The 20070-nt window shown below is 31.4% G+C and carries 17 protein-coding genes and 4 pseudogenes; 10 read left to right on the top strand and 11 right to left on the bottom strand.

Translation table 11 applies throughout. The features are described 5' to 3' along the window. Positions 1–29 precede the first annotated feature (29 nt). The 4 genes from nagB to NMU03_RS05720 all read left to right on the top strand — a co-directional run bounded on the left by nagB (position 30) and on the right by NMU03_RS05720 (position 3272). Positions 30–722: a glucosamine-6-phosphate deaminase gene (nagB, locus tag NMU03_RS05735; RefSeq protein ID WP_435372947.1), complete on the top strand. Its 693-nt coding sequence runs from the start codon at positions 30–32 to the stop codon at positions 720–722. Continuing rightward, positions 709–2025, top strand: a complete 1317-nt coding sequence (locus NMU03_RS05730; RefSeq protein ID WP_290141694.1) for a 6-phospho-beta-glucosidase — start codon at positions 709–711, stop codon at positions 2023–2025. The genes nagB and NMU03_RS05730 overlap by 14 nt, the downstream gene beginning before the upstream one ends. A gap of 396 nt (positions 2026–2421) precedes the next feature. Further along, positions 2422–2730 (top strand): hypothetical protein, encoded by a 309-nt coding sequence (locus NMU03_RS05725; protein ID WP_290141693.1) that lies wholly within the window; start codon positions 2422–2424, stop codon positions 2728–2730. A 104-nt stretch (positions 2731–2834) separates the two neighbouring features. Then, complete coding sequence (locus tag NMU03_RS05720; RefSeq protein ID WP_290141692.1) at positions 2835–3272, top strand: hypothetical protein; 438 nt, start codon at positions 2835–2837, stop codon at positions 3270–3272. Positions 3273–3298: 26 nt separating this feature from the next. Here NMU03_RS05720 and NMU03_RS05715 read toward each other — a convergent pair whose 3' ends face one another. From NMU03_RS05715 to tgt, 6 genes and pseudogenes are all read right to left on the bottom strand, one after another. Next, positions 3299–3631: a TrkA C-terminal domain-containing protein gene (locus tag NMU03_RS05715; RefSeq protein WP_290141691.1), complete on the bottom strand. Its 333-nt coding sequence runs from the start codon at positions 3629–3631 to the stop codon at positions 3299–3301. Continuing rightward, positions 3618–4736: pseudogene (locus NMU03_RS05710) on the bottom strand (potassium/proton antiporter); the annotation flags it as partial. The gene NMU03_RS05715 and the pseudogene NMU03_RS05710, both read right to left, overlap by 14 nt. A 199-nt stretch (positions 4737–4935) precedes the next feature. Then, positions 4936–6399 carry a PstS family phosphate ABC transporter substrate-binding protein gene (locus NMU03_RS05705; RefSeq protein ID WP_290141690.1) on the bottom strand — a complete coding sequence of 488 codons (1464 nt, stop codon included), beginning with the start codon at positions 6397–6399 and terminating at the stop codon, positions 4936–4938. A 408-nt stretch (positions 6400–6807) separates the two neighbouring features. Then, positions 6808–7461 carry an epoxyqueuosine reductase QueH gene (locus tag NMU03_RS05700; protein ID WP_290141689.1) on the bottom strand — a complete coding sequence of 218 codons (654 nt, stop codon included), beginning with the start codon at positions 7459–7461 and terminating at the stop codon, positions 6808–6810. Beyond that, positions 7461–8485 (bottom strand): annotated as a pseudogene (gene queA, locus NMU03_RS05695) (tRNA preQ1(34) S-adenosylmethionine ribosyltransferase-isomerase QueA). The gene NMU03_RS05700 and the pseudogene queA overlap by 1 nt, the downstream one beginning before the upstream one ends. Beyond that, positions 8486–9619, bottom strand: coding sequence for a tRNA guanosine(34) transglycosylase Tgt (gene tgt, locus NMU03_RS05690; RefSeq protein WP_290141688.1), 1134 nt, complete (start codon positions 9617–9619; stop codon positions 8486–8488). 359 nt (positions 9620–9978) lie between these two features. On the opposite strand from tgt, the gene NMU03_RS18005 reads away from it, so the two are divergent. Both NMU03_RS18005 and NMU03_RS18000 read left to right on the top strand, forming a co-directional pair. After that, on the top strand, positions 9979–10524 hold the full coding sequence (locus NMU03_RS18005; RefSeq protein ID WP_435372932.1) for a site-specific integrase: 546 nt from the start codon (positions 9979–9981) through the stop codon (positions 10522–10524). 508 nt (positions 10525–11032) lie between these two features. After that, on the top strand, positions 11033–11263 hold the full coding sequence (locus tag NMU03_RS18000) for a tyrosine-type recombinase/integrase (protein WP_435372931.1): 231 nt from the start codon (positions 11033–11035) through the stop codon (positions 11261–11263). Positions 11264–11393: 130 nt separating this feature from the next. On the opposite strand, the gene NMU03_RS05680 is transcribed toward NMU03_RS18000, so the two are convergent. The 3 genes and pseudogenes from NMU03_RS05680 to NMU03_RS18215 form a co-directional block, all read right to left on the bottom strand. Next, positions 11394–12335, bottom strand: a complete 942-nt coding sequence (locus NMU03_RS05680) for a TIGR03943 family putative permease subunit (protein ID WP_290141687.1) — start codon at positions 12333–12335, stop codon at positions 11394–11396. Further along, positions 12335–12775 carry a CobW C-terminal domain-containing protein gene (locus NMU03_RS18220; protein ID WP_494337171.1) on the bottom strand — a complete coding sequence of 147 codons (441 nt, stop codon included), beginning with the start codon at positions 12773–12775 and terminating at the stop codon, positions 12335–12337. The genes NMU03_RS05680 and NMU03_RS18220 overlap by 1 nt, the downstream gene beginning before the upstream one ends. A 138-nt stretch (positions 12776–12913) precedes the next feature. Then, a pseudogene (locus NMU03_RS18215) lies at positions 12914–13386 on the bottom strand (GTP-binding protein); the annotation flags it as partial. Between the two features lie 149 nt (positions 13387–13535). Here NMU03_RS18215 and NMU03_RS05670 point away from each other — a divergent pair. The 3 genes and pseudogenes from NMU03_RS05670 (at position 13536) to NMU03_RS05660 (ending at position 17557) form a co-directional block, all read left to right on the top strand. Beyond that, entirely contained in the window at positions 13536–13943 is a 408-nt protein-coding gene (locus NMU03_RS05670) for a MarR family winged helix-turn-helix transcriptional regulator (protein WP_290141686.1), read from the top strand. Between the two features lie 31 nt (positions 13944–13974). Beyond that, positions 13975–15698, top strand: a pseudogene (locus tag NMU03_RS05665) (ABC transporter ATP-binding protein). After that, positions 15698–17557 carry an ABC transporter ATP-binding protein gene (locus NMU03_RS05660; RefSeq protein WP_290141685.1) on the top strand — a complete coding sequence of 620 codons (1860 nt, stop codon included), beginning with the start codon at positions 15698–15700 and terminating at the stop codon, positions 17555–17557. The pseudogene NMU03_RS05665 and the gene NMU03_RS05660 overlap by 1 nt, the downstream one beginning before the upstream one ends. A gap of 78 nt (positions 17558–17635) precedes the next feature. Here NMU03_RS05660 and NMU03_RS05655 read toward each other — a convergent pair whose 3' ends face one another. Continuing rightward, on the bottom strand, positions 17636–17758 hold the full coding sequence (locus NMU03_RS05655; protein ID WP_290141684.1) for a hypothetical protein: 123 nt from the start codon (positions 17756–17758) through the stop codon (positions 17636–17638). 15 nt (positions 17759–17773) lie between these two features. Beyond that, positions 17774–19441 carry an alpha-glucosidase gene (locus NMU03_RS05650; RefSeq protein ID WP_290141683.1) on the bottom strand — a complete coding sequence of 556 codons (1668 nt, stop codon included), beginning with the start codon at positions 19439–19441 and terminating at the stop codon, positions 17774–17776. A gap of 287 nt (positions 19442–19728) precedes the next feature. Between NMU03_RS05650 and NMU03_RS05645 the strand changes: the two genes are divergently transcribed. Further along, positions 19729–20067, top strand: coding sequence for a hypothetical protein (locus NMU03_RS05645; protein ID WP_290141682.1), 339 nt, complete (start codon positions 19729–19731; stop codon positions 20065–20067). The last annotated feature ends 3 nt before the right edge of the window (positions 20068–20070 follow it).

Genomic DNA, 20070 nt, shown 5'->3' with positions numbered 1-20070 from the left:
AAAGTCTTGATGCACATGTAGGAGAGTATATCTGTGATTTTATTAGAAAGCATGGTCATGCCAATATTGGTTTTGCGACAGGTTCAACACCTTTAGGTGTTTATAAATATTTGATTGAAAGCTATCAAAAAGGAAAAGTGAGCTTTCAAAATATACAGGCTTTTAATTTGGATGAATATGTGGGATTAAAACCTGGACATCCTCGCAGCTTTGCCAGTGCAATGAAAAAGGATTTATTTTCACATATTGATATTCGATTAGAAAGCATTCATGTATTAGATGGTTCTCAACAGGATATGGATCAAGAATGTCAAAGATATGAATCATTAATTAAAAATAATCCGATTGATATTCAAATTCTAGGTATTGGTATGGATGGACATATTGCCTATAATGAACCAGGGAGTCCATTAGATGGAATGTGTCATGTCGTTGATTTACATCAGGAATCTATTGAAAGTTCTTTAGATTATGGGTTTGATAATATTCAAGATGTACCTAGACAAGGTGTGACACAAGGCATTGGTACAATTATGAAAGCACATCAATTAATCATGATGGCGAAAGGACAAAAGAAAGCAAAACTTGTTGAAAAGATGATTTATGGTGAAGTGACATCAGATTTTCCAAGTTCTGTTATTCAAAACCATGACCATGTACTTGTCTGTTTAGATCAGGGGGCTGCTAGTCAATTAAAGGAGGAAGATTATGAAAGGTATTAAAATTGTAACCATTGGTGGAGGTTCTTCATATACTCCAGAACTGATTGAGGGTTTTATTAAAAGATATGATGAATTACCAGTTAGAGAGTTATGGCTTGTTGATATTGAAGAAGGCAAACATAAATTAGAGATTGTTGGAAATCTAGCGAAAAGAATGGCTAAAAAAGCTAAGATTCCAATGGACATTCATTTAACTTTAAATCGTCAAGAAGCTTTAAAAGATGCCGATTTTGTCACAACACAATTTAGAGTTGGACAATTGGATGCCAGAGAAAAAGATGAATTAATTCCCTTAAAATATGGTGTGATTGGACAAGAAACCAATGGTCCAGGAGGCATGTTTAAAGCCTTAAGAACAATCCCAGTTATCTTTGATATTATTAAAGATTGTGAAAAATTATGTCCAAATGCATGGATTATCTCTTTTACAAATCCTTCAGGTATTAATGCTGAAGCTGTGTTTAGACATACTGGTTGGAAAAAGTTTATTGGGTTATGTAATGGACCTGTCAATATGATTAAAGATATTGAACATATTTTAAAAGTTCAAGAAAATGATCAATTAGATGTCAAAATCGGTGGAATTAACCATATGATTTTTGCCTTAGACATTACATTGAATGGAAAAAATGCAAATCGTCAGTTAATTGATAGGATGATTGATGAAGGTAATAGTGAAACTTTAAAGAATATTGTAGATATTCCATGGTCAAAAGAATTTTTAAATAGTTTTGGATATTTGGGTATTGGTTATTTACGTTACTATTTACAAAAACAACAAATGTTAGAACACTGTCAAGAAGATGCATCGAAAGGACAATGCCGTGCACAAGTGGTTAAACAAGTTGAAAAAGAATTATTTGAAAAATATAAAGATGTCAATTTAGATGTCAAGCCTAAAGAATTAGAAAAACGTGGTGGTGCTTATTATAGTGATGCAGCTTGTAATTTGATTTCATCTTTATATAATGATAAAGGGGATATACAAGTTGTTGATACTTTAAATCAAGGAGCTATTTCTAATTTGCCTGATGATGTTGTAGTGGAAGTCAGCTGTAAAATTACCAAAGATGGACCTATTCCTATTCAAGTAGGCGAACTTCCTTTACAGACAGTAGGATTGATTCAACAATTAAAAGCTTTTGAAATTTTGACAACCAATGTAGCATTGAGTGGTAATTATGATGATGCTTTAGTCGCAATGACTATTAACCCATTAGTTCAAAGTGAAATTATAGCTAAGAAAATCTTAGATGAAATGTTAGAAGCTCATCAAAAATATTTACCACAATTTTATAAATAATAAACAAAGGATCTCTTATTAATATAGAGGTCCTTTGTTGATAAAAGGTACTAAAATATTTGTCAATAAAATACATCATAGTAAACTATTAATAATTTATCTTTTCATAGATGAAAAAAAGTTTGATTTCAAATAATGATATTAATATACAACAGCAAATTAATTTTTGAGTTCATCATATGCAATCGTTAAAAATATTAATGTATAGTCATTTCAAATGCTTTACTCCATTTTATTGAACTTATAAATAAACTTTGTTAGAATAAAATTAAAGGAAATAAGAAAAGAGGGAAGACAATAAAATTTAAACATGAAGAAAATTTTCCTTTCACTTTAGAAACTGCGTGGAAGACATTACAAAAACCAAGTCATTTAGATGTTTCGCCAGGAACAGAAGTGACAGTTATCTCTGATACAGAATGGACGGCAAAAACAACGAGTTCAAATGAAAAAGCTAATGTCACAGCACATTATACTTCAACTTTTGATGAAGCTAAAAAACAGGTTATTATTGAAGGTGTAAGTGATACAAAGAAAGAACATGATTATATTTATTTGACTGTAACAGAAGTATCTGCAATTGAAGTCACATTAACAATTGAAGTGGAAATTAATACTGGAGTTCATTTACTTGTAAAAGCAGTAGGCGCTTTTTTCAAAACCAATGGAAAAGATTATGACAAAACATATTTATCAAAATTTTGAAGCATTATGTACAGGAAATGAAACCAAAAGAATGAGTAAGGAAGAATTAGATGCTCATGCAAAAGATGCACTTTCATAAAATATTTTCCTTTGTTCTTGTACTTATGATGATATATGGATGTCAATCAAAAGAAGTTGAAAAAAATGAAAATGAGGTCACAACTGATACTATTTCTGAAAAGTTTGAAAATCAAATATTACAGGAATATCCAAACTTTAATATTCTTGATACCCAAAAAGGAACAAGTGATAATGCTCCTATTCAATTAGTAGCTATTGGCGAAAATAAGGATGATGGTTCATCACAAACATTATTTATTGTTGATGATAATGATGTGATTCATCAAGTCACTCTTGGAGATGAACGTAACGGTAAATATAGAAAAGAAGATGGAATAGTTTTAGATAAAAATGTGGCATGTTTCTCTATGGAATATGTAAATTCAGATAACAGTAAAGAAATACATGATTTTAAACTTACTTTTATTAAAGATGACAATCAGAATGTCACTTATACTAATGATGAAACAATTCGTGAATAAAAAATAGTGAGGTCGTCATGACTTCACTATTTTTCTTCATGAATTTGAATAGTCACAAGTGTATCTTTTTCTAAAATAGGTGTTGTTCCATTAGGAACAATTGATTTTTGATCACGCTGAATCATAATGACAAGTTGATCATCTGGTAAAGAAATATCTTTAATCTGTTTATTTTTCCATTTATGTGATTTATGAATATAGGTTTCATCAAGATGAATGTTCTCTCTATTTTCAAATTTCTTTGCAGCTAAGACAAACAAATCATTTTCTAATATTTCTGTTTCACCATTAGGAATAATTGTTTGATGACCTCTTGCGATTAATATGACTAATAAACCATGACTATCAATATCTTTCAATTTTCATTTTTACAAAACTAATATCATTATCTTCCTGATAATCATTAAAAGTACGCATAATATCCACATGTGGATTAATCATATGACATTTTTGAGAAATATATGGAAGTAAAGATCCTTGAATTGATAATGATAATAAAACAATACAAAAGACAAGATTAAATAAATCAAAAGGTAAATCGACTTGATATAGCACAGTGTATATGGCAAATACAATCGAAGCAACACCTCTTAATTCTGCCCATGATACAACTGTGATTTGTTGAAGTGGAGCACGAAATGGTGTTAATAATAAAGCAATAGATAAAGGACGGGCTATGAGCGTTAAGAAAATCATAATACAAATAGCAGGAATAATAACTTGTGGAAGTTCAAAAGGTGTCACCAATAAAACTAATAAAAAGAAAATGAGAACCTGAGCTATTTTTGTGAGTGTTTCATAGAAATGAACCATATCTTTTTTATGTGGAATATAGCTGTTCCCTAAAATAGCTCCACATATATATACACTTAAATAACCATTGCCACCTAATATATTGGCTAAGGCATAGGCAACAATACTACTTGCAAAAATAAGCACTGTATTTTCATAGCTTTCATCAACATGAATTGTATTTAATATTTTTACAATAATTTTTCCAATACAGAAACCACATAAAAGACCAAATACAATTTGTTGGAAAACCATAATAGGTAAAGAAATATCTTGACCAGTCATTAACATAATAACCGAGATTGTCAACATATAAGACACAGGGTCATTGGAACCTGATTCCACTTCTAGCAGAGAATTTGTTCCATATTTTAAAGATGAATGTCGAGAACGTAAAATATTAAAGACTGATGTTGCATCAGTAGATGAAATGACAGAACCAATCAATAAACTTTGTAACCAAGTTAAATCAAAAACAAAATAAACGAAACCAGCAACGAGAAAAGCTGTAAATAATACAACAATGGTTGATAAAAGTATTGATTTAACAAGAACTGGTTTGGCTACATTTAAATTGGTACCAAAACCACCATAGAACATAATAAAAATTAAGCTTGTTGAATAAATCATTTCGGCAATTTGATAATCATTGAAAACAACACCTAAAATACCATTCCCCGAGTAAAATAAAGAATAATAAAGAAGGAATAGCTAATTTGTCTAAAAAACGATTTAATAAAATACATATAAGAATGACACATCCCACTAATACAAAATACAAATTCATCGCATCAACTCCTTAAAAAAATAACATGCTTTTATTAACTTAATAAGAAATGGTGATAAAACTTTTTTGTTTATCACCATCTTTTTAAGAGTTGGAAAGAGAACAATATCCAGTTTGCTCAATAATGTATTGACCTTGAGGAGAAAGGAGATAATCTTTTAATTTTTGCACATTTTCTTTTTCATTAGATTTTAAAGTCACACAATATAAATAAGTAGATAAAGGATAAGTCTTTGATTTAATGTTTTCAGCAGTTGGTTCAACGCCGTCAATAGAAAGAATCTTAACATTCTGCTCTTGATGAAGTCCTTCTAAGAAATATTTAAAAGTGTAGCCAATTGCATCATCTTCTCCATTATATTCAGCAGTTTGAGAAATAATACCTGTCATACCTGATACATACTCATATTGAAGTGGTTCTTTTAAAGACACATCACCCATGAAATAAGTCATCATAGCTTGACTTCCAGATCTTTCTGGTCTTTGGAAAGCAAGTATTTCTTGATTGTTTCCACCCACTTCATTCCAATGTGTAATATCACCATGATAAATTGAACGAATTTGATTGGAAGAAAGATTAGAAACGGGGTTATTTGTATTCACAAAGAAGATAAAAGCTTCTTGACCAATAGGTGTATATTCAAATTCTACGCCAGCTTCTTTGGCTTCTTCTAATTGTGACTGTGATGGTTTTGCTCCAAAAAACATATCAACTTCACCTTGTATTAAACGAGAATATCCTACTGAAGTATTTGTAAAAGTTACAATTTTTCCATTTGTATTATTATCAAGATAATCTTCTGTGAGAGTATAGTCTTCTTCAATTTTATCAATATCTTTATAAACAGCTTTGGCAATAGCACTATATACTGGATAACAAGCTTCGGCACCATCTAAGGTAGGCATATCCGTTTCTTTTTCTATCGTAAAGGTACTAGGAACTGATAATTCAACAAGTTGATGATTAGGATTATAGACATAGAAAGGTGATAAATCAGTTGTAGAATAACCACCCATATATTCAAAATCATGACCACCTTTATATTTTCTTGATGGAGAATTATGATAAATGTAGAAACTTGTTGAACAAAGCAAGACAAAACATAATCCTTTGATTACAAGATTCTTGACAGAAATTTTTGGCTTTGTAAAAGCATAAATCATCATTAAATGACCTACAGTAATGATTAATGGAGCAATGAATACAATCGCATAATTTCTTGAAAGGCTGGCCAAACCAAAGAATAATAGAAAAGGGAATCCAGCAGCATAATAAATATTCCAATAAGGTGAAGATAGATAACCATTGGAAAGAATAAGCGAAATGGTTAAAGCCATAGCTAAGAAAAGAATAATGAAACATTGCATAAAAAAATCAGTTTCTTTGAGACGATTTTTCTTATGTAGGACATATGTATAAATGAGTAATTCAATACCTATAAAAAAGAGAAAGAACTCAGGTATGATAGCAGTGATGATACAAATTAATGAAAGAAGAAAATACGTTAATGCATAACGAAAAATAAAATAATTCAAATATTTTTTCATAAGCATAACCTCCTACCTTTATTATATAGAAAAGATGTGAATAAAGCATGAAAATAGAAAGGTTTTTAAAAAATAGACAATATAGCCATGTTTTAAGATGAAGGCATGGATTTAATAGTTTAAGAATAGATAAACTCATGATTAAAATTAGAAAAGACGAGTAAATTCTTTATTGTTACTGAATAACAACTATAGTTTTTAAAGATGGGATGGAGATATATTATAGTAGAGAAAAAATAATAATATAACAAGATGCAAGGAAATATTTTATCCTATAAAAAATATAAGAAACTGAAAAGATTACAGGAGAAAAATGATATGAAAACAAAAATGACTGATTCGTGTATAATACAAAAATCAGTCTTTATCATTTGTTTCAACAATTAAAAAATAGAGTATCCAATAAATTTATTTAAAACTTTCGTTTTGCATTCTTTTATTCTTTTCTCTTTCTAACATTTCTTCATAGCTAAACATACAACCACAATAATTTTGACGATACATTCCATATTCTTGTGTCATTTGTGTAGATTTTAAATAGCCATTATTCTTTTTGAAATCAGCATATAGAAATTTAGGGCAGTCACTTTGCCATTGCTCACCAATTTCATTAATCCATTGACTGTTTTTATGAGGAGAAACACTCAAGACTGTTGTCCAATAATCATAATGGTGAATATTCGCATAATCAAATGTTCTACGCATTCTTAAACTATAACACAAACGACATCTGATACTTCCTTCAGGATATTCTTTTAAAGGATAAAGATGTGATATCCATTCACTATGGTTATAAGGGTCTTCAATGACTTGAATATCTTGGTGAAAATCTTGATTAAACTTTTCAATAAAAGATAATAATTCCTGAAAACGTCTTTGATATTCTTCAAACGGATAAATGTTTGAATTAGAATAATAAATGGTAATCTGAAAATGTTCACATAGACTTTTAATCACATAACTTGAACATGGACCACAACAAACATGCAATAATAAAGTTGGTTTAGAATCACCAATTTTTTGAAGTTCTTCCTGTAATTTTAAATCATAATTGATTTTCATTATTGAATAAACATACAATCACCAAATGAGAAGAAACGATATTTTTCTTCCACCGCATGATGATAAGCTTTCATAATGTAATCCTTACTAGCAAATGCACTGACAAGCATCACTAATGTTGATTTAGGAAGATGGAAATTGGTAATTAAAGCATCAATCGCTTCAAATTGGTATCCTGGATAAATAAAAATATCAGTGCTTTCTTGAGTCGCTTTAAATTCTCCATATTTTTTAAAGTTCGCCTCTAATGTTCTTGTAGATGTTGTACCCACACTAATAATACGTTGATGTTGACTTTTGGCTTCATTTAATCTTTGTGCTGTCTTTTCATCAATCATATAAAATTCACTATGCATATGATGTTCTAAGACATCATCCACTTTTACTGGTCTAAAAGTACCTAGTCCAACATGTAAAGTAACATCTAAGATTTCAACACCTTTGGCTTGTAACTTTTCAAGAATTTCATCGGTAAAATGTAAACCGGCAGTTGGTGCCGCAGCACTTCCTTCAATTTTTGCATAAACAGTCTGATAACGATTTTGATCATTAAGCTTTTCTTTAATATAAGGAGGTAAAGGCATTGTTCCTAAATGATCTAAAACTTCATAGAAAATCCCATCATAAATCATTTCAAAATGACGAATACCTTCTTCACCAATATACACACATTTGGCTTTTAAAGAACCATCACCAAAAGTAATGACTGTATTCATTTTGACAATTCTGGCATTACCAACCAAACATTCCCAAATATTATCCCCTAAATCCTTCAATAACAACACTTCAACATGACCATGTGTTTCTTCTTTGATACCATAAAGTCTGGCAGGAATGACTTTCGTATTGTTTCTAACTAAAATATCACCTGGACGCAAATAATCTATAATATCATAGAAATGTTTATCTTCAATTGTTTCATCTTTTCTATTTAATACCATTAAACGAGAAGTATCTCTTTTTCTAAAGGAGTTTGTGCAATTAATTCTTCAGGTAAATGATAATCAAATTCACTTAGTTTCATTTAAAACGCCCTTTCATATACATCTCTACCATAACTATTTAAGAATTCTTCTTTAAAATCTAATAAACGGTCTTCTTGAATGGCTTTTCTTATATCTTCACTTAATTGTAATAAGAAAGCAACATTATGGATAGAAAGTAAACTTTTTCCAAATAATTCATCACATTTATGTAAATGTCTTAAATATGCACGTGTATAATTCTGACATGTATAACAATGACATTTTTCATCAATTGGTGTGAAGTCATATTTATATTTTTCGTTGTTGATATTCATACGACCATGATGTGTCATTAAAGCACCATGTCTAGCAACTCTTGTTGGTAAAACACAGTCAAACATATCAATACCTCGAATTGCCCCCTCAATTAAATCAATCGGATTTCCAACACCCATTAAATAACGAGGTTTATCATCAGGTAACCATTTCACTGCATCATCTATCATTTTATACATCACATCTTTTGGTTCACCGACACTTGTTCCACCAATAGAGTAACCTGGAAAATCCATTTTAACTAATTCTTTAGCACTTAATTCTCTTAAATCCTCAAATTCTCCACCTTGCACAATACCGAATAATGCTTGGTCTTTACGTTTATGAGCATCTTTTCCACGCTTTGCCCAACGTAAAGTTCTTTCCACACTCTTTTTCATATAATCATGCGTTGAAGGATAAGGCGCACATTCATCAAAACTCATAATAATGTCAGCTCCTAAATCATTTTGAATTTGAATAGATTTTTCAGGAGATAAAAAGAGTTTCTTTCCATCAACAATACTTTTAAAAGTGACACCCTCTTCTTCAATTTTTCTTGTCTTTCCTAAAGAAAAGACTTGAAAACCACCACTATCAGTTAAGATAGGTCCATCATAATTCATAAATTGATGTAAACCACCAGCCATTTTCACCACATCTTCACCAGGTCTTAACCATAAGTGATAAGTATTAGCAAGAATAACTTGTGAATTCATTTCTTTTAATTGTTCAGGAGAAATACCTTTGACAGTAGCGAGTGTTCCTACTGGCATAAACATTGGTGTTTCTACATCACCATGAGGTGTATGTAAAATACCATATCTTGCTCCTGACTGTTTACAAACATGTTTTAATTCATACCAAAAACCTTCCATTTTTTCACCTCTTTTAAGCACAAACCATTATACATGAAAGATATCATAAGTTCAAATTTTTATCTCTTATTTTATTGACAATTCATTTATTATTGGTTATTTCTTGAAAAAACATTAAAAATAAACTAATTTTTTCTGTATAATGACATTAATAAAATTATTTTAAGAAAGGGGATTGACAAAGATGATGAGCAGCACAGTGTTAGCAAGCAAATAAATAAACTAAGCTTAATTTCATTTTTTTGTCAATACCTAAACTACATACAATTAAAAGGCGTATTTTGCCCATTTTATTATAGGAAGAATACGCCTTTTTGCATTTGTTGCATCAAGTGAAAATAAAGTGAAAGGGTGAAAATATGAAAGCGAAAATAAAAAGTAAAGTGCTGGCAGCATTGATTTGCTGTATGCTCATAATCGGCTTATTGCCGACAACTGTTTTGGCTGCAAGTCTTACAGTTTTGGATGTAAACGGAACAAGCATTCTTTCCGCAACTGATAATAAAATCACCCGCGGAGAGGGTACTGCGAGTATGACTCGGACAGCAATCGCTGACTATGAGGAAAAGAAATTCGTTGCGAAGTCTGAAAACATCACAGTTGGTATGCTGCTTGATCTATGGGTGGAGGAAGAACTGAAACCCAGCAATCTCAGCAATGGTACGGTAATGTCCTATCAAGGAACGGTCAACTGTATCAAACAGCACCCGATAGGAAACCGAAAGCTGAAAACCGTAACCGCCGATCATTTACATGCGTATATAGATTTTCTCAGCTTTGGCAGCACAAATCCTGACGGTACAACCGCAAAGGCACTCAGCAAAGGGTATCTCCGATTGTTTTCAGCTTGTTTTGCAAGGGACGTTCCGTTTTGCAGTATTCCCGAAAAGAGTGATAACCTTTAACTCGATGCAGTATGTGGTATGGCGAGTAAAGAAAGAAGAATACGAACTGTTCTCGGACGAGGACGGATAAACTGCTTCCACACCAACGCTCAGCTACGAACAGTATCAGAGATTAGAGGACTTCCTGAAAAAGAAAAACAATCCTGCACTTCTTCCTATACAGATAGCCTATTATACAGGCTTGCGTATTGGAGAGGTCTGTGGTGGACAACAACCTTGAAGAACAATATTTGACAGTACACCGCAGCATGCGTTACAACGGGGCAAGACACAAAACAGAAATAGGGCAACAAAGCGTAAAAAAATCGCACCGTGGACTTTTGCGATACGCTTGCCGCAATCATGAAAACTGTGAAAGCAGAACAGCATAAAAACCGTTTCCGATACGGGGAACTGTACAGCCTTAATTACTATTTGGAGGTCAAAGAAAAAGACCGCACCTATTATGAGGTTTACAGTCTGCCTTAGACCTGACGGGGCATTTGAAGCACCGAGTACGGTGGGGATTATGTGCAAGACAGCAAGAAAAAAGGTGGAGGGATTGGAGGACATCCACTTCCATATGCTCAGACACACTTATACAAGTAATCTGCTTTCAAACGGTGCTGCACCTAAAGATGTGCAGGAACTTCTCGGACACGCTGATGTCAGTACCGCAATGAACATTTACGCTCACGCTACAAGGGAAGCAAAGCGTACTTACGCAAGACTGCTGGATAAGGTAATCGGCGGAGAATAAAATTTCCCTTGTTTTGGCTCATAAGGGCAAAAACAAGGGAAAATACATAAGGTTTGAACATTTAATAGGCGATATGCCTTGAAAATACAGGGTTTATAGAGGATTAAATAGATAAATATCAATTTACAGATTAATCAAATGTTACATATTCATTTTGTAAAGGTGGAATGACTTTTAAGTCATCCACTTTTAATAAACAGAAATTCCCGTTAATATCTGGATCATACTGAACATCAATGATTCCAGTGACTTCAATCCATTCATTAGGAATCAGTTGTTTACTGGTAGGGTGTTCACAAACCATACCAATCAAAGAGGTATCTTCTTCACAACATACCATTGCTAAACGGCCTAAGACAAAACCGTTTTCAAGCTGTTTATCACGACCAATAAATTTACCTCTTAAAGTTACTTTTTTATGATCATATTTATCAGGATGGTCTAAAGCATCCATACAAAACAATCCAAAATCATGATCTAAGACTTGAATATAGTCTTGTGTTATATCAAAAGGAAGTTCATCATCTTCTAAAGTATTGACAGTACCATCCTCTTTTTCATAAATGATTTGGCAAGTTGAATTAATCGCTTTAATGTTATTACGTAAAAATGATTTTTTTGTTGATTCATCAATACGATTGAAAATAAGTAAATCACTGTGTACAACATGTTGATAAAGCAAAGAACGCATATTTTGAATATATAATCCAAAAGTTTTTGCATTAATAGTTGTTAAGACTTGCACAACTTCCCAATCTTTAGGTTTTTCACATTCAATCAAACGATCTACATTAAACATCCCATTGACTTCCATTAAAACTTGAGTCGGATGATATTTCTTTTCAAGTTCTTCAAGAAATTCAAGACAAAATTCATCTTCTTTACGAATATAGACAATATCACAGTTAAAAGATTCAATTTCTTCTTGTTGATATTCTTTTTCTCCTTGTTCACTGACAATCAGTAATGTTTTTTCATCTTGACAAAAATCTGTTGTGGTAATGGTATCATTAATAAATGATGTTTTTCCACTATCTAAAAATCCAGTAAATAAATATATTCTTGTTTTCATTATTCAACTCCGAATAATTGATAAATTTTATCTTCTACTAAATCTTTTCCAATCACACATAAACGTCCTGTATAATCAGCAGGTCCAAAACGAATTTCATATTCTCCAGGCACTAAATCAAAATGTAACCATTTTTTATCGGATGTCATCAAAATACCTTTAGCACGTAAGATATTTCCATATTCATCAGATGAAGCTAAGCTTTTTAAAATATCTTCTAATTGTTCATGTGTATATGTATGAATCGTTTCTTTTCCTAAACTTGTGAAAACTTCATCAGCATGGTGATGGTGGTGATGATGTCCACAACCACACTCATGTTCTTCATGGTGATGTTCGTGTTGGCAACATTCATGTTCTTCATGGCGGTGTCCATGATGACAATGTTCATCGTCTTCATGATGATGTCCACATTCAGGACAAATATCTGCTTCTTTCATTAATATATCTTGTAAAGAATTTTGATTTTCAATTGTTTGTAAAATCACTTCGCCACTTAATTCATCCCAAGCTGTTGTAATAATAGAAGCTGAAGTATTCATGGATTTGATGATTTCAATCGCTTCTTGTATTTTGTCTTGTGAAACATCTTGTGTACGACTTAAAATCACTGAAGATGCATATTCAATCTGGTTATTAAAGAATTCACCGAAGTTTAAAGAATATGTTTTGCATTTTTTGACATCAATAACAGTCACAAAACTGTTTAGTTTAAGTTCTTCACTATGAACATCTTGCACGGCTTTAATCACATCAGATAATTTTCCAACTCCTGATGGTTCAATAATAATACGATCAGGATGATATTGGGCAACAACTTTTTCAAAGCTTCACTAAAATCACCAACTAATGAACAACAAATACATCCAGAGTTCATTTCTGTAATTTCAATTCCAGCTTCTTTTAAAAAGCTTCCATCTATACCAATTTCACCAAATTCATTTTCAATTAAGACAACTTTTTCATTTCCAAGACATTCTTGGATTAATTTTTTAATTAATGTTGTTTTTCCAGCTCCTAAAAAGCCTGAAATAATATCAACTTTACTCATGTGTCATCGACCTTCTTTCTTAATGTATTATATCACTCGTATTTTTAACAAGCAAATGAAATGACATACATTTCTCTTGATAAAAGAAAAGAAGAAGTCTATAATAATTAGTATACTAATTATTAGGATGCTAACGAATGGAGGAAATTATGAAAACACCATTTTATATGCTAGTTTTTAAGGCTTTTCATGCCCAAAGGCAAAAAAACCGAGCAAATATGAATCTTTTTCATTTATCACCAGGACAACCGAAAGTTTTACGTTATATTCAAACACATGAAAATTGTAAGCTCAAAGATATCGCAAAAGAATGTGATGTTGAAAGTGCAACAGTGAGTAAGATCCTTGATAATTTAGCTGATAAAAAAATGATTGTAAAAGCGATTAATCCTCAAAATAAACGTGCTTATCAATTGAATTTGACTGAAACAGGAGAAAGTGCTTTGAAAAAATGGAATGAGCATTGTTTAGAAGTTGAACAGATTTCATTAAAAGGGTTCAGTGAGGATGAAAAAAGCAGTTTCAGGAATACTTATGTAGAATGTATACAAATTTAACTGGGAAAGAGATTTTATAGGAGGAGAAAAGATGTTAAAACGTTTATGGCCTTATACTCAAAAATATCGTCGTTATTTTGTATGGGCTTGTTTATGTATTATTGGTGAAACAATATTTGAATTAGTCATTCCCATATTAATGGCTAATATTATAGATGTTGGGGTGGCGAGTCAAGATACCAATTATATTGTAATCCAGGGTGTTTTGATGGTAATATGCGCAACGATTGCTTATTTTCTAGGCGTTTTATATGCACGTTTTGCAGCGAGGGCAGGACAAGGTTTTGGGGCAGAACTTAGAAAAGATGAGTTTGAAAAGGTTCAGAATTTTTCTTTTGCGAATACTGATCATTTTTCAACATCATCTTTAATTACTCGTTTAACAAGTGATGTCATCATTATTCAAAATGCCATTTGTAATGGTATTAGACCATTAGTACGTGCACCTTTTATGTTGTTGTTGGCATTGTTTTTTACTTTTACAATTAATGCTAAATTGGCTTTGATTTTTATTGTTGCGACACCTATATTGGGAATTGGTTTGTTTGTGATTGTCAAAAGAGTAGGACCTCTTTATAAATTGATGCAATCAAGTGTGGATCAAATCAATACCGTTGTTCAAGAGAATTTAAATGCGATGCGTGTTGTCAAATCATATGTCAGAGAAGGCTATGAAGCCAGTAAGTTTGAAAAGATGAATGAAGGATTGAAACAAAATAGTGAAAAAGCTTTTCGTACATCCGTATGGAATATGCCATTGTTTCAATATGTTATGTATTTAACGATTGTATCCATTTTATTTTTGGAGGACAAATGATTTTAAATGGTACTATGCAAGTTGGTGAATTAACAGGCTTTTTAAGTTATGTTTTACAGATTTTAAATTCTTTAATGATGATTTCTGCTGTCTTTTTAATGTTGACACGTTCCATTGCCAGTTGTGAACGTATTGTAGAAGTTTTAGACGAAGTCCCAGATATTCATGATCCTCAAAATACATCTTTAGAAGTGAAACACGGAGATATAGATTTTCATCATGTTTATTTTAAATATAAAGCCAGTGCCAAAGAATATGTTTTAACGGATATAGATTTGCATATTCCAAGTGGTTCAACTATTGGTATATTGGGAGGAACAGGTTCTGCCAAAACAAGTCTTGTTCAGTTGATTCCTAGACTTTATGATGTTAGTGAAGGAGAAGTTTTGGTGGATGGACATAATGTGAAAGATTATTCCGTAGAACATTTAAGAGATAGTGTCGGGATGGTTTTACAGAAAAATACATTATTTAGTGGAACGATTTTAGATAATTTACTTTGGGGAAATAAAGAGGCTAGTCAACAAGATATAGAATGGGCGTGTCATATTGCTTGTGTTGATGAATTTATCAACAATTTTCCTGATGGTTATCAAACTGATATGGGACAGGGTGGAGTCAATGTTTCAGGTGGACAAAAACAAAGATTGTGTATTGCCAGAGCGTTACTCAAAAAGCCTAAAGTTCTTATTTTAGATGATTCGACAAGTGCCGTAGATACAGCCACTGAAGCAAGTATTAGAGAAGGCTTGGCATCTTTAAAAGATACAACCAAAATTATTATTGCTCAACGTGTATCAAGTGTTCAACATGCAGATCAAATTGTAATTTTAGATGATGGTCATATTCATGCGATAGGAACACATGATGAATTGTTAGCTCATGATGCTATTTATCAAGATATTTATTATTCTCAAAGGGAAGGAGCTGGTTTATAATGGCAAAACAAATTTCAAATGCAAGACCACAGGATATGACGAAAACTTTACGCTCCTTTAAAAAATATATTGGTTATCATAAATATGCTTTAAGTATTGTTGCTTTATTGGTTATGTTGAGTACTGGTATTAATCTATGGGGAACATTTCAAATTCGTACAGTGATTAATCGTTATTTAATGCCAGGAGATTATGATGGTTTATTTCATTTTATTGTTTTTATGGTTATTGTTTATATGATTGGAGCAACGTCAACAGCTATTTATAAACAGTTAATGGTGCATACTTCACAAAAGATTGTGAAAGAAATGCGACAAGAATTATTTGAAAAAACACAGAAATTACCTATTCGTTATTTTGATAGTCATACACATGGAGAAATGATGAGTCATTTTACGAATGACTTAGATACAGTTCAAGATGCTTTGAATAACTGTTTTGATAACTTGATTCAAAGTTTTATGATGATTGTTGGAACATTAACCTTAATTTTTGTTTTAAGTTGGCAGTTATCACTTATTGTTTTTGTTAGTATGATTATAATGTATATCATGATTCAATATTTAACGAAACGTAGTAAACATTATTTTTCTAAACAACAGGCAGCACTAGGAAACTTGAATGGATTTATTGAAGAAATGGTGGATGGAGTCAAAGTTGTTAAGGTGTTTAATCATGAACAAGCAAATATTGAAGAATTTAATCGCCGCAATGTTATTTTACAAGAAGCAGCGACAAATGCTTTAACCTATTCAGGACGTAGTATTCCTACAGTTGTAAGCCTTTCTTATTTTAATTATGCGATTGTGGCATGCGTAGGTGGTTTTTTAACCATTCATGGGTTTATGGATTTAGGAAGTTTATCATCATATCTTGTTTTTGTCAGACAAACAGCGCAACCTATTAATCAATTTACCCAACAGTTAAACTTTATTTTAGCGGCGATAGCAGGGGCAGAAAGAATCTTCCAGATGATGTCTGAAAAACCTGAAATTGATGAAGGAAAAGTAACATTAACAAGAGTCAGAAAAGATCAAGATGGACATTTGTATGAATGTCATGAACATACAGGATATTGGGCATGGCGACATCCACGAAGTGATGGCGGTGTGGACCTGGTGGAATTAAAGGGAGATGTGCGTTTTCATGATGTTGTTTTTGGTTATGAAGAAAATGTTCCTATTTTAAAGAATATCAACTTGTTTGCGAAACCAGGACAAAAGATTGCTTTTGTAGGAAGTACAGGTGCAGGAAAAACAACGATTACAAATTTGATTAATCGCTTTTATGATATTCATAGTGGAAGTATTACTTATGATGGAATAGATATTAAGCTTATTATGAAAGAAGATTTAAGACATTCTATATCCATTGTTTTACAAGATACACATTTATTTACAGGAACAATTGCTGATAATATACGATACGGAAAATTAGATGCAACAATGGATGAAGTCATTGAAGCCGCTAAATTAGCGAATGCCCATAGCTTTATTAAAAGATTGCCTAATGGCTATGACACAATGTTGAGTGGTGACGGAGCCAATCTTTCACAAGGACAACGTCAATTATTGGCGATTGCTAGAGCAGCGATTGCGAATCCTCCAGTTTTGATTTTAGATGAAGCGACAAGTTCTATTGATACTCGTACCGAAAAATTGATTGAAAAAGGTATGGATCGTTTAATGGAAAATCGTACTGTTTTTGTGATTGCTCATAGATTATCAACGGTTAGAAATTCTAATGCGATTATGGTTTTAGATCATGGTGAAATCATTGAACGTGGAAGTCATGATGAATTAATCGAACAAAAAGGACGTTATTATCAATTGTATACTGGACAATTTGAATTAGACTAAAAAATAGCACAAAAGTGCTATTTTTGTTGTGAGAAAAATGTCACAAAACTTCTTACCAATATTTCGGCTGTACTAACATCAGATGTTTTGAATATCATTGACATCATATCCTAAAGCATCACAAAGCCAAGAATCAACTGGCTGATTACCATAGATTGGATAGATGACAATATGTTTATTTAAACTTTCTATTTGTTTCATGAAACAAACCTCCTATCAAACTATTTGTAAAATAATTGCTTGATATGGCAAAAGTTGAATCTGTTGTTGATTGATAATGACTTGATCATTAGATAAAAGAATTTTTGAATCATTTTCTAATGAAAAAGATGTTGTTTTATTTTGAAGATTATGAATACATAAAATCTTATTGTGTTGATCTTGTCGTATATAGGCAATGACATATTCTTCCGTGTCTAATGGAATAAAATCACCATATACAAAAGTTTGTTGATACAAAGGATTTTTTCTTAACGCAATCATCTGTCGATAATAAGATAAAACGGATTCTGGGTCATTCTCTTGTTTTTCAACATTGATTTCTTGATAATATTCATTATTCTTTAACCAAGGTTTGACATCACCAAATCCTGCATAGAGTTGATTGTTCCAACTCATAGGCGAACGAGTATTATCACGACTACGACGATTCACAAATTCAAGGGCTTCTTCTTGATTGTAACCTTCTTGTAAGGCTCTACGATATTGAGCATGTGAATTTAAATCATCAAAATCTTCAATGGAAAGTCGATGATTATTAATCATACCAATTTCTTCACCTTGATAAATGAAAGGTGTACCTTTTAAAAACATAAATAATTGACCAAGTGCTTTGGCACTTTGAAAAGTACGTTCTTTAGGTTCACGTATTAATCTATTTAAACTTCTTTGCATATCATGATTTTCTAAAAAGACACCACACCATCCAGTTTTAAATATTTCTTTTTGACTTAAAAAGAGTTTATCTTTATATTCCTGCATTGTCCAATTTTGAATAGGAAACCATTCTTCATGTTCTGTAATATCAATATGTGAATAATTAAAATCAAACATCATTGAGAAACATCCTTTTTGTCCAATAAATATATCTAATTGATGATAAGGAACACCAACAGCTTCCGCAACTGTCATACATTGATGGACATCAAAAGTCTTTTCTCTTAATTCTTGAAAGAAAACTTCAATACCAGGTTGATTTCTTGTAAATTCAAAACAAGAAGATAACCCATCAGCGCCATCAACTGGACCATTTTGCCAACTTTGATCTTTTTTGATAAAGTTAATTGCGTCGACTCTAAAACCAGCTATTCCTTTTTCAAGCCACCAATTCACCATACGATAAATATCTTCACGCATTTGTGGATTTTCCCAATTGAGATCAGGTTGTTTTTTAGAAAAAGAATGAAAATAGTACATATTTTCTTCATCAGGAACTTCTTCCCATACAGAACCACTAAAAACAGAACGCCAATTTGTAGGTGGTTGATGATGAACACCTTCTTTAAATATATAATATTGACGATAAGGACTATCAGGATTTTTTAGTGCTTCTTGGAACCATGCATGTTCATCTGATGTATGATTGATGACTAAATCCATAATAATTTTAATATTTTTCTCTTTAGCTTTTTGAATCAGTTCATCCATATCCTCCATTGTTCCAAAATCGGGATGAATCTGATAATAATTGGCAATATCATAACCATTATCATCCATTGGAGATAAATAGACAGGACAAACCCAAAGCATTGTCACGCCTAAAGTTTCTAAATAATCTAATTTTTCGATAATTCCTTGAATATCTCCAATACCATCATGATTACTATCTTTAAAACTTTTAGGATAAATTTGATAAACAATTTCTTCTTTCCACCATGTTTGCATTTTCATCACCTCTATTAAAGATTATATCACAAATCTTTTATACAACTTCATATTTCAATATTTTGGAAATAAATAAAGAATATAATTTTACAATCAGTAAAGATTTTCATATAATAAAACAAAGAGACGATAAAAATGAAAGAGATACAATTGAATGATGTGAGTGATATTCAATTTATTTTTGATACTTTATCAAAATAAAAAGTTATGAATGTTTTTAATCATCATGTAAATCAGTCTTTCAAATTCATGAAAAAGATTTAATCATTGAAAACAATAAACTTATATTGCATGTTGATTTATCAAAGTGGAAAAACTATCCTGATGTAGATTTTTATAATGCATTTTATTCTTTAAAAAATATAGCTTTGAATAAAGAAGTGCCATCAACATATAATGATTATTGTTTCCTTAATGTTATAGAATCTTTATGTAGAATAACAAATCCAAAAGGTGGAACACCTTTAACTTGCATAGGAGCTATTTTAACGGGACATGATAATCAATTGAAATCTGATTTTATTTTCAAAGATACTTTCTATCATGGAAAGCATACTGTTATAGGAACATATGATAATGGAATGAAAGTTATTTATACAAATAAGACTTTGCTTGAACTGATATAATTA

The sequence above is a fragment of the Allocoprobacillus halotolerans genome (assembly GCF_024399475.1).
In the GTDB taxonomy this organism is placed as follows: Bacteria; Bacillota_I; Bacilli_A; order Erysipelotrichales; family Coprobacillaceae; genus Allocoprobacillus; species Allocoprobacillus halotolerans.
This window is presented reverse-complemented; position numbering and strand designations above follow the sequence as displayed.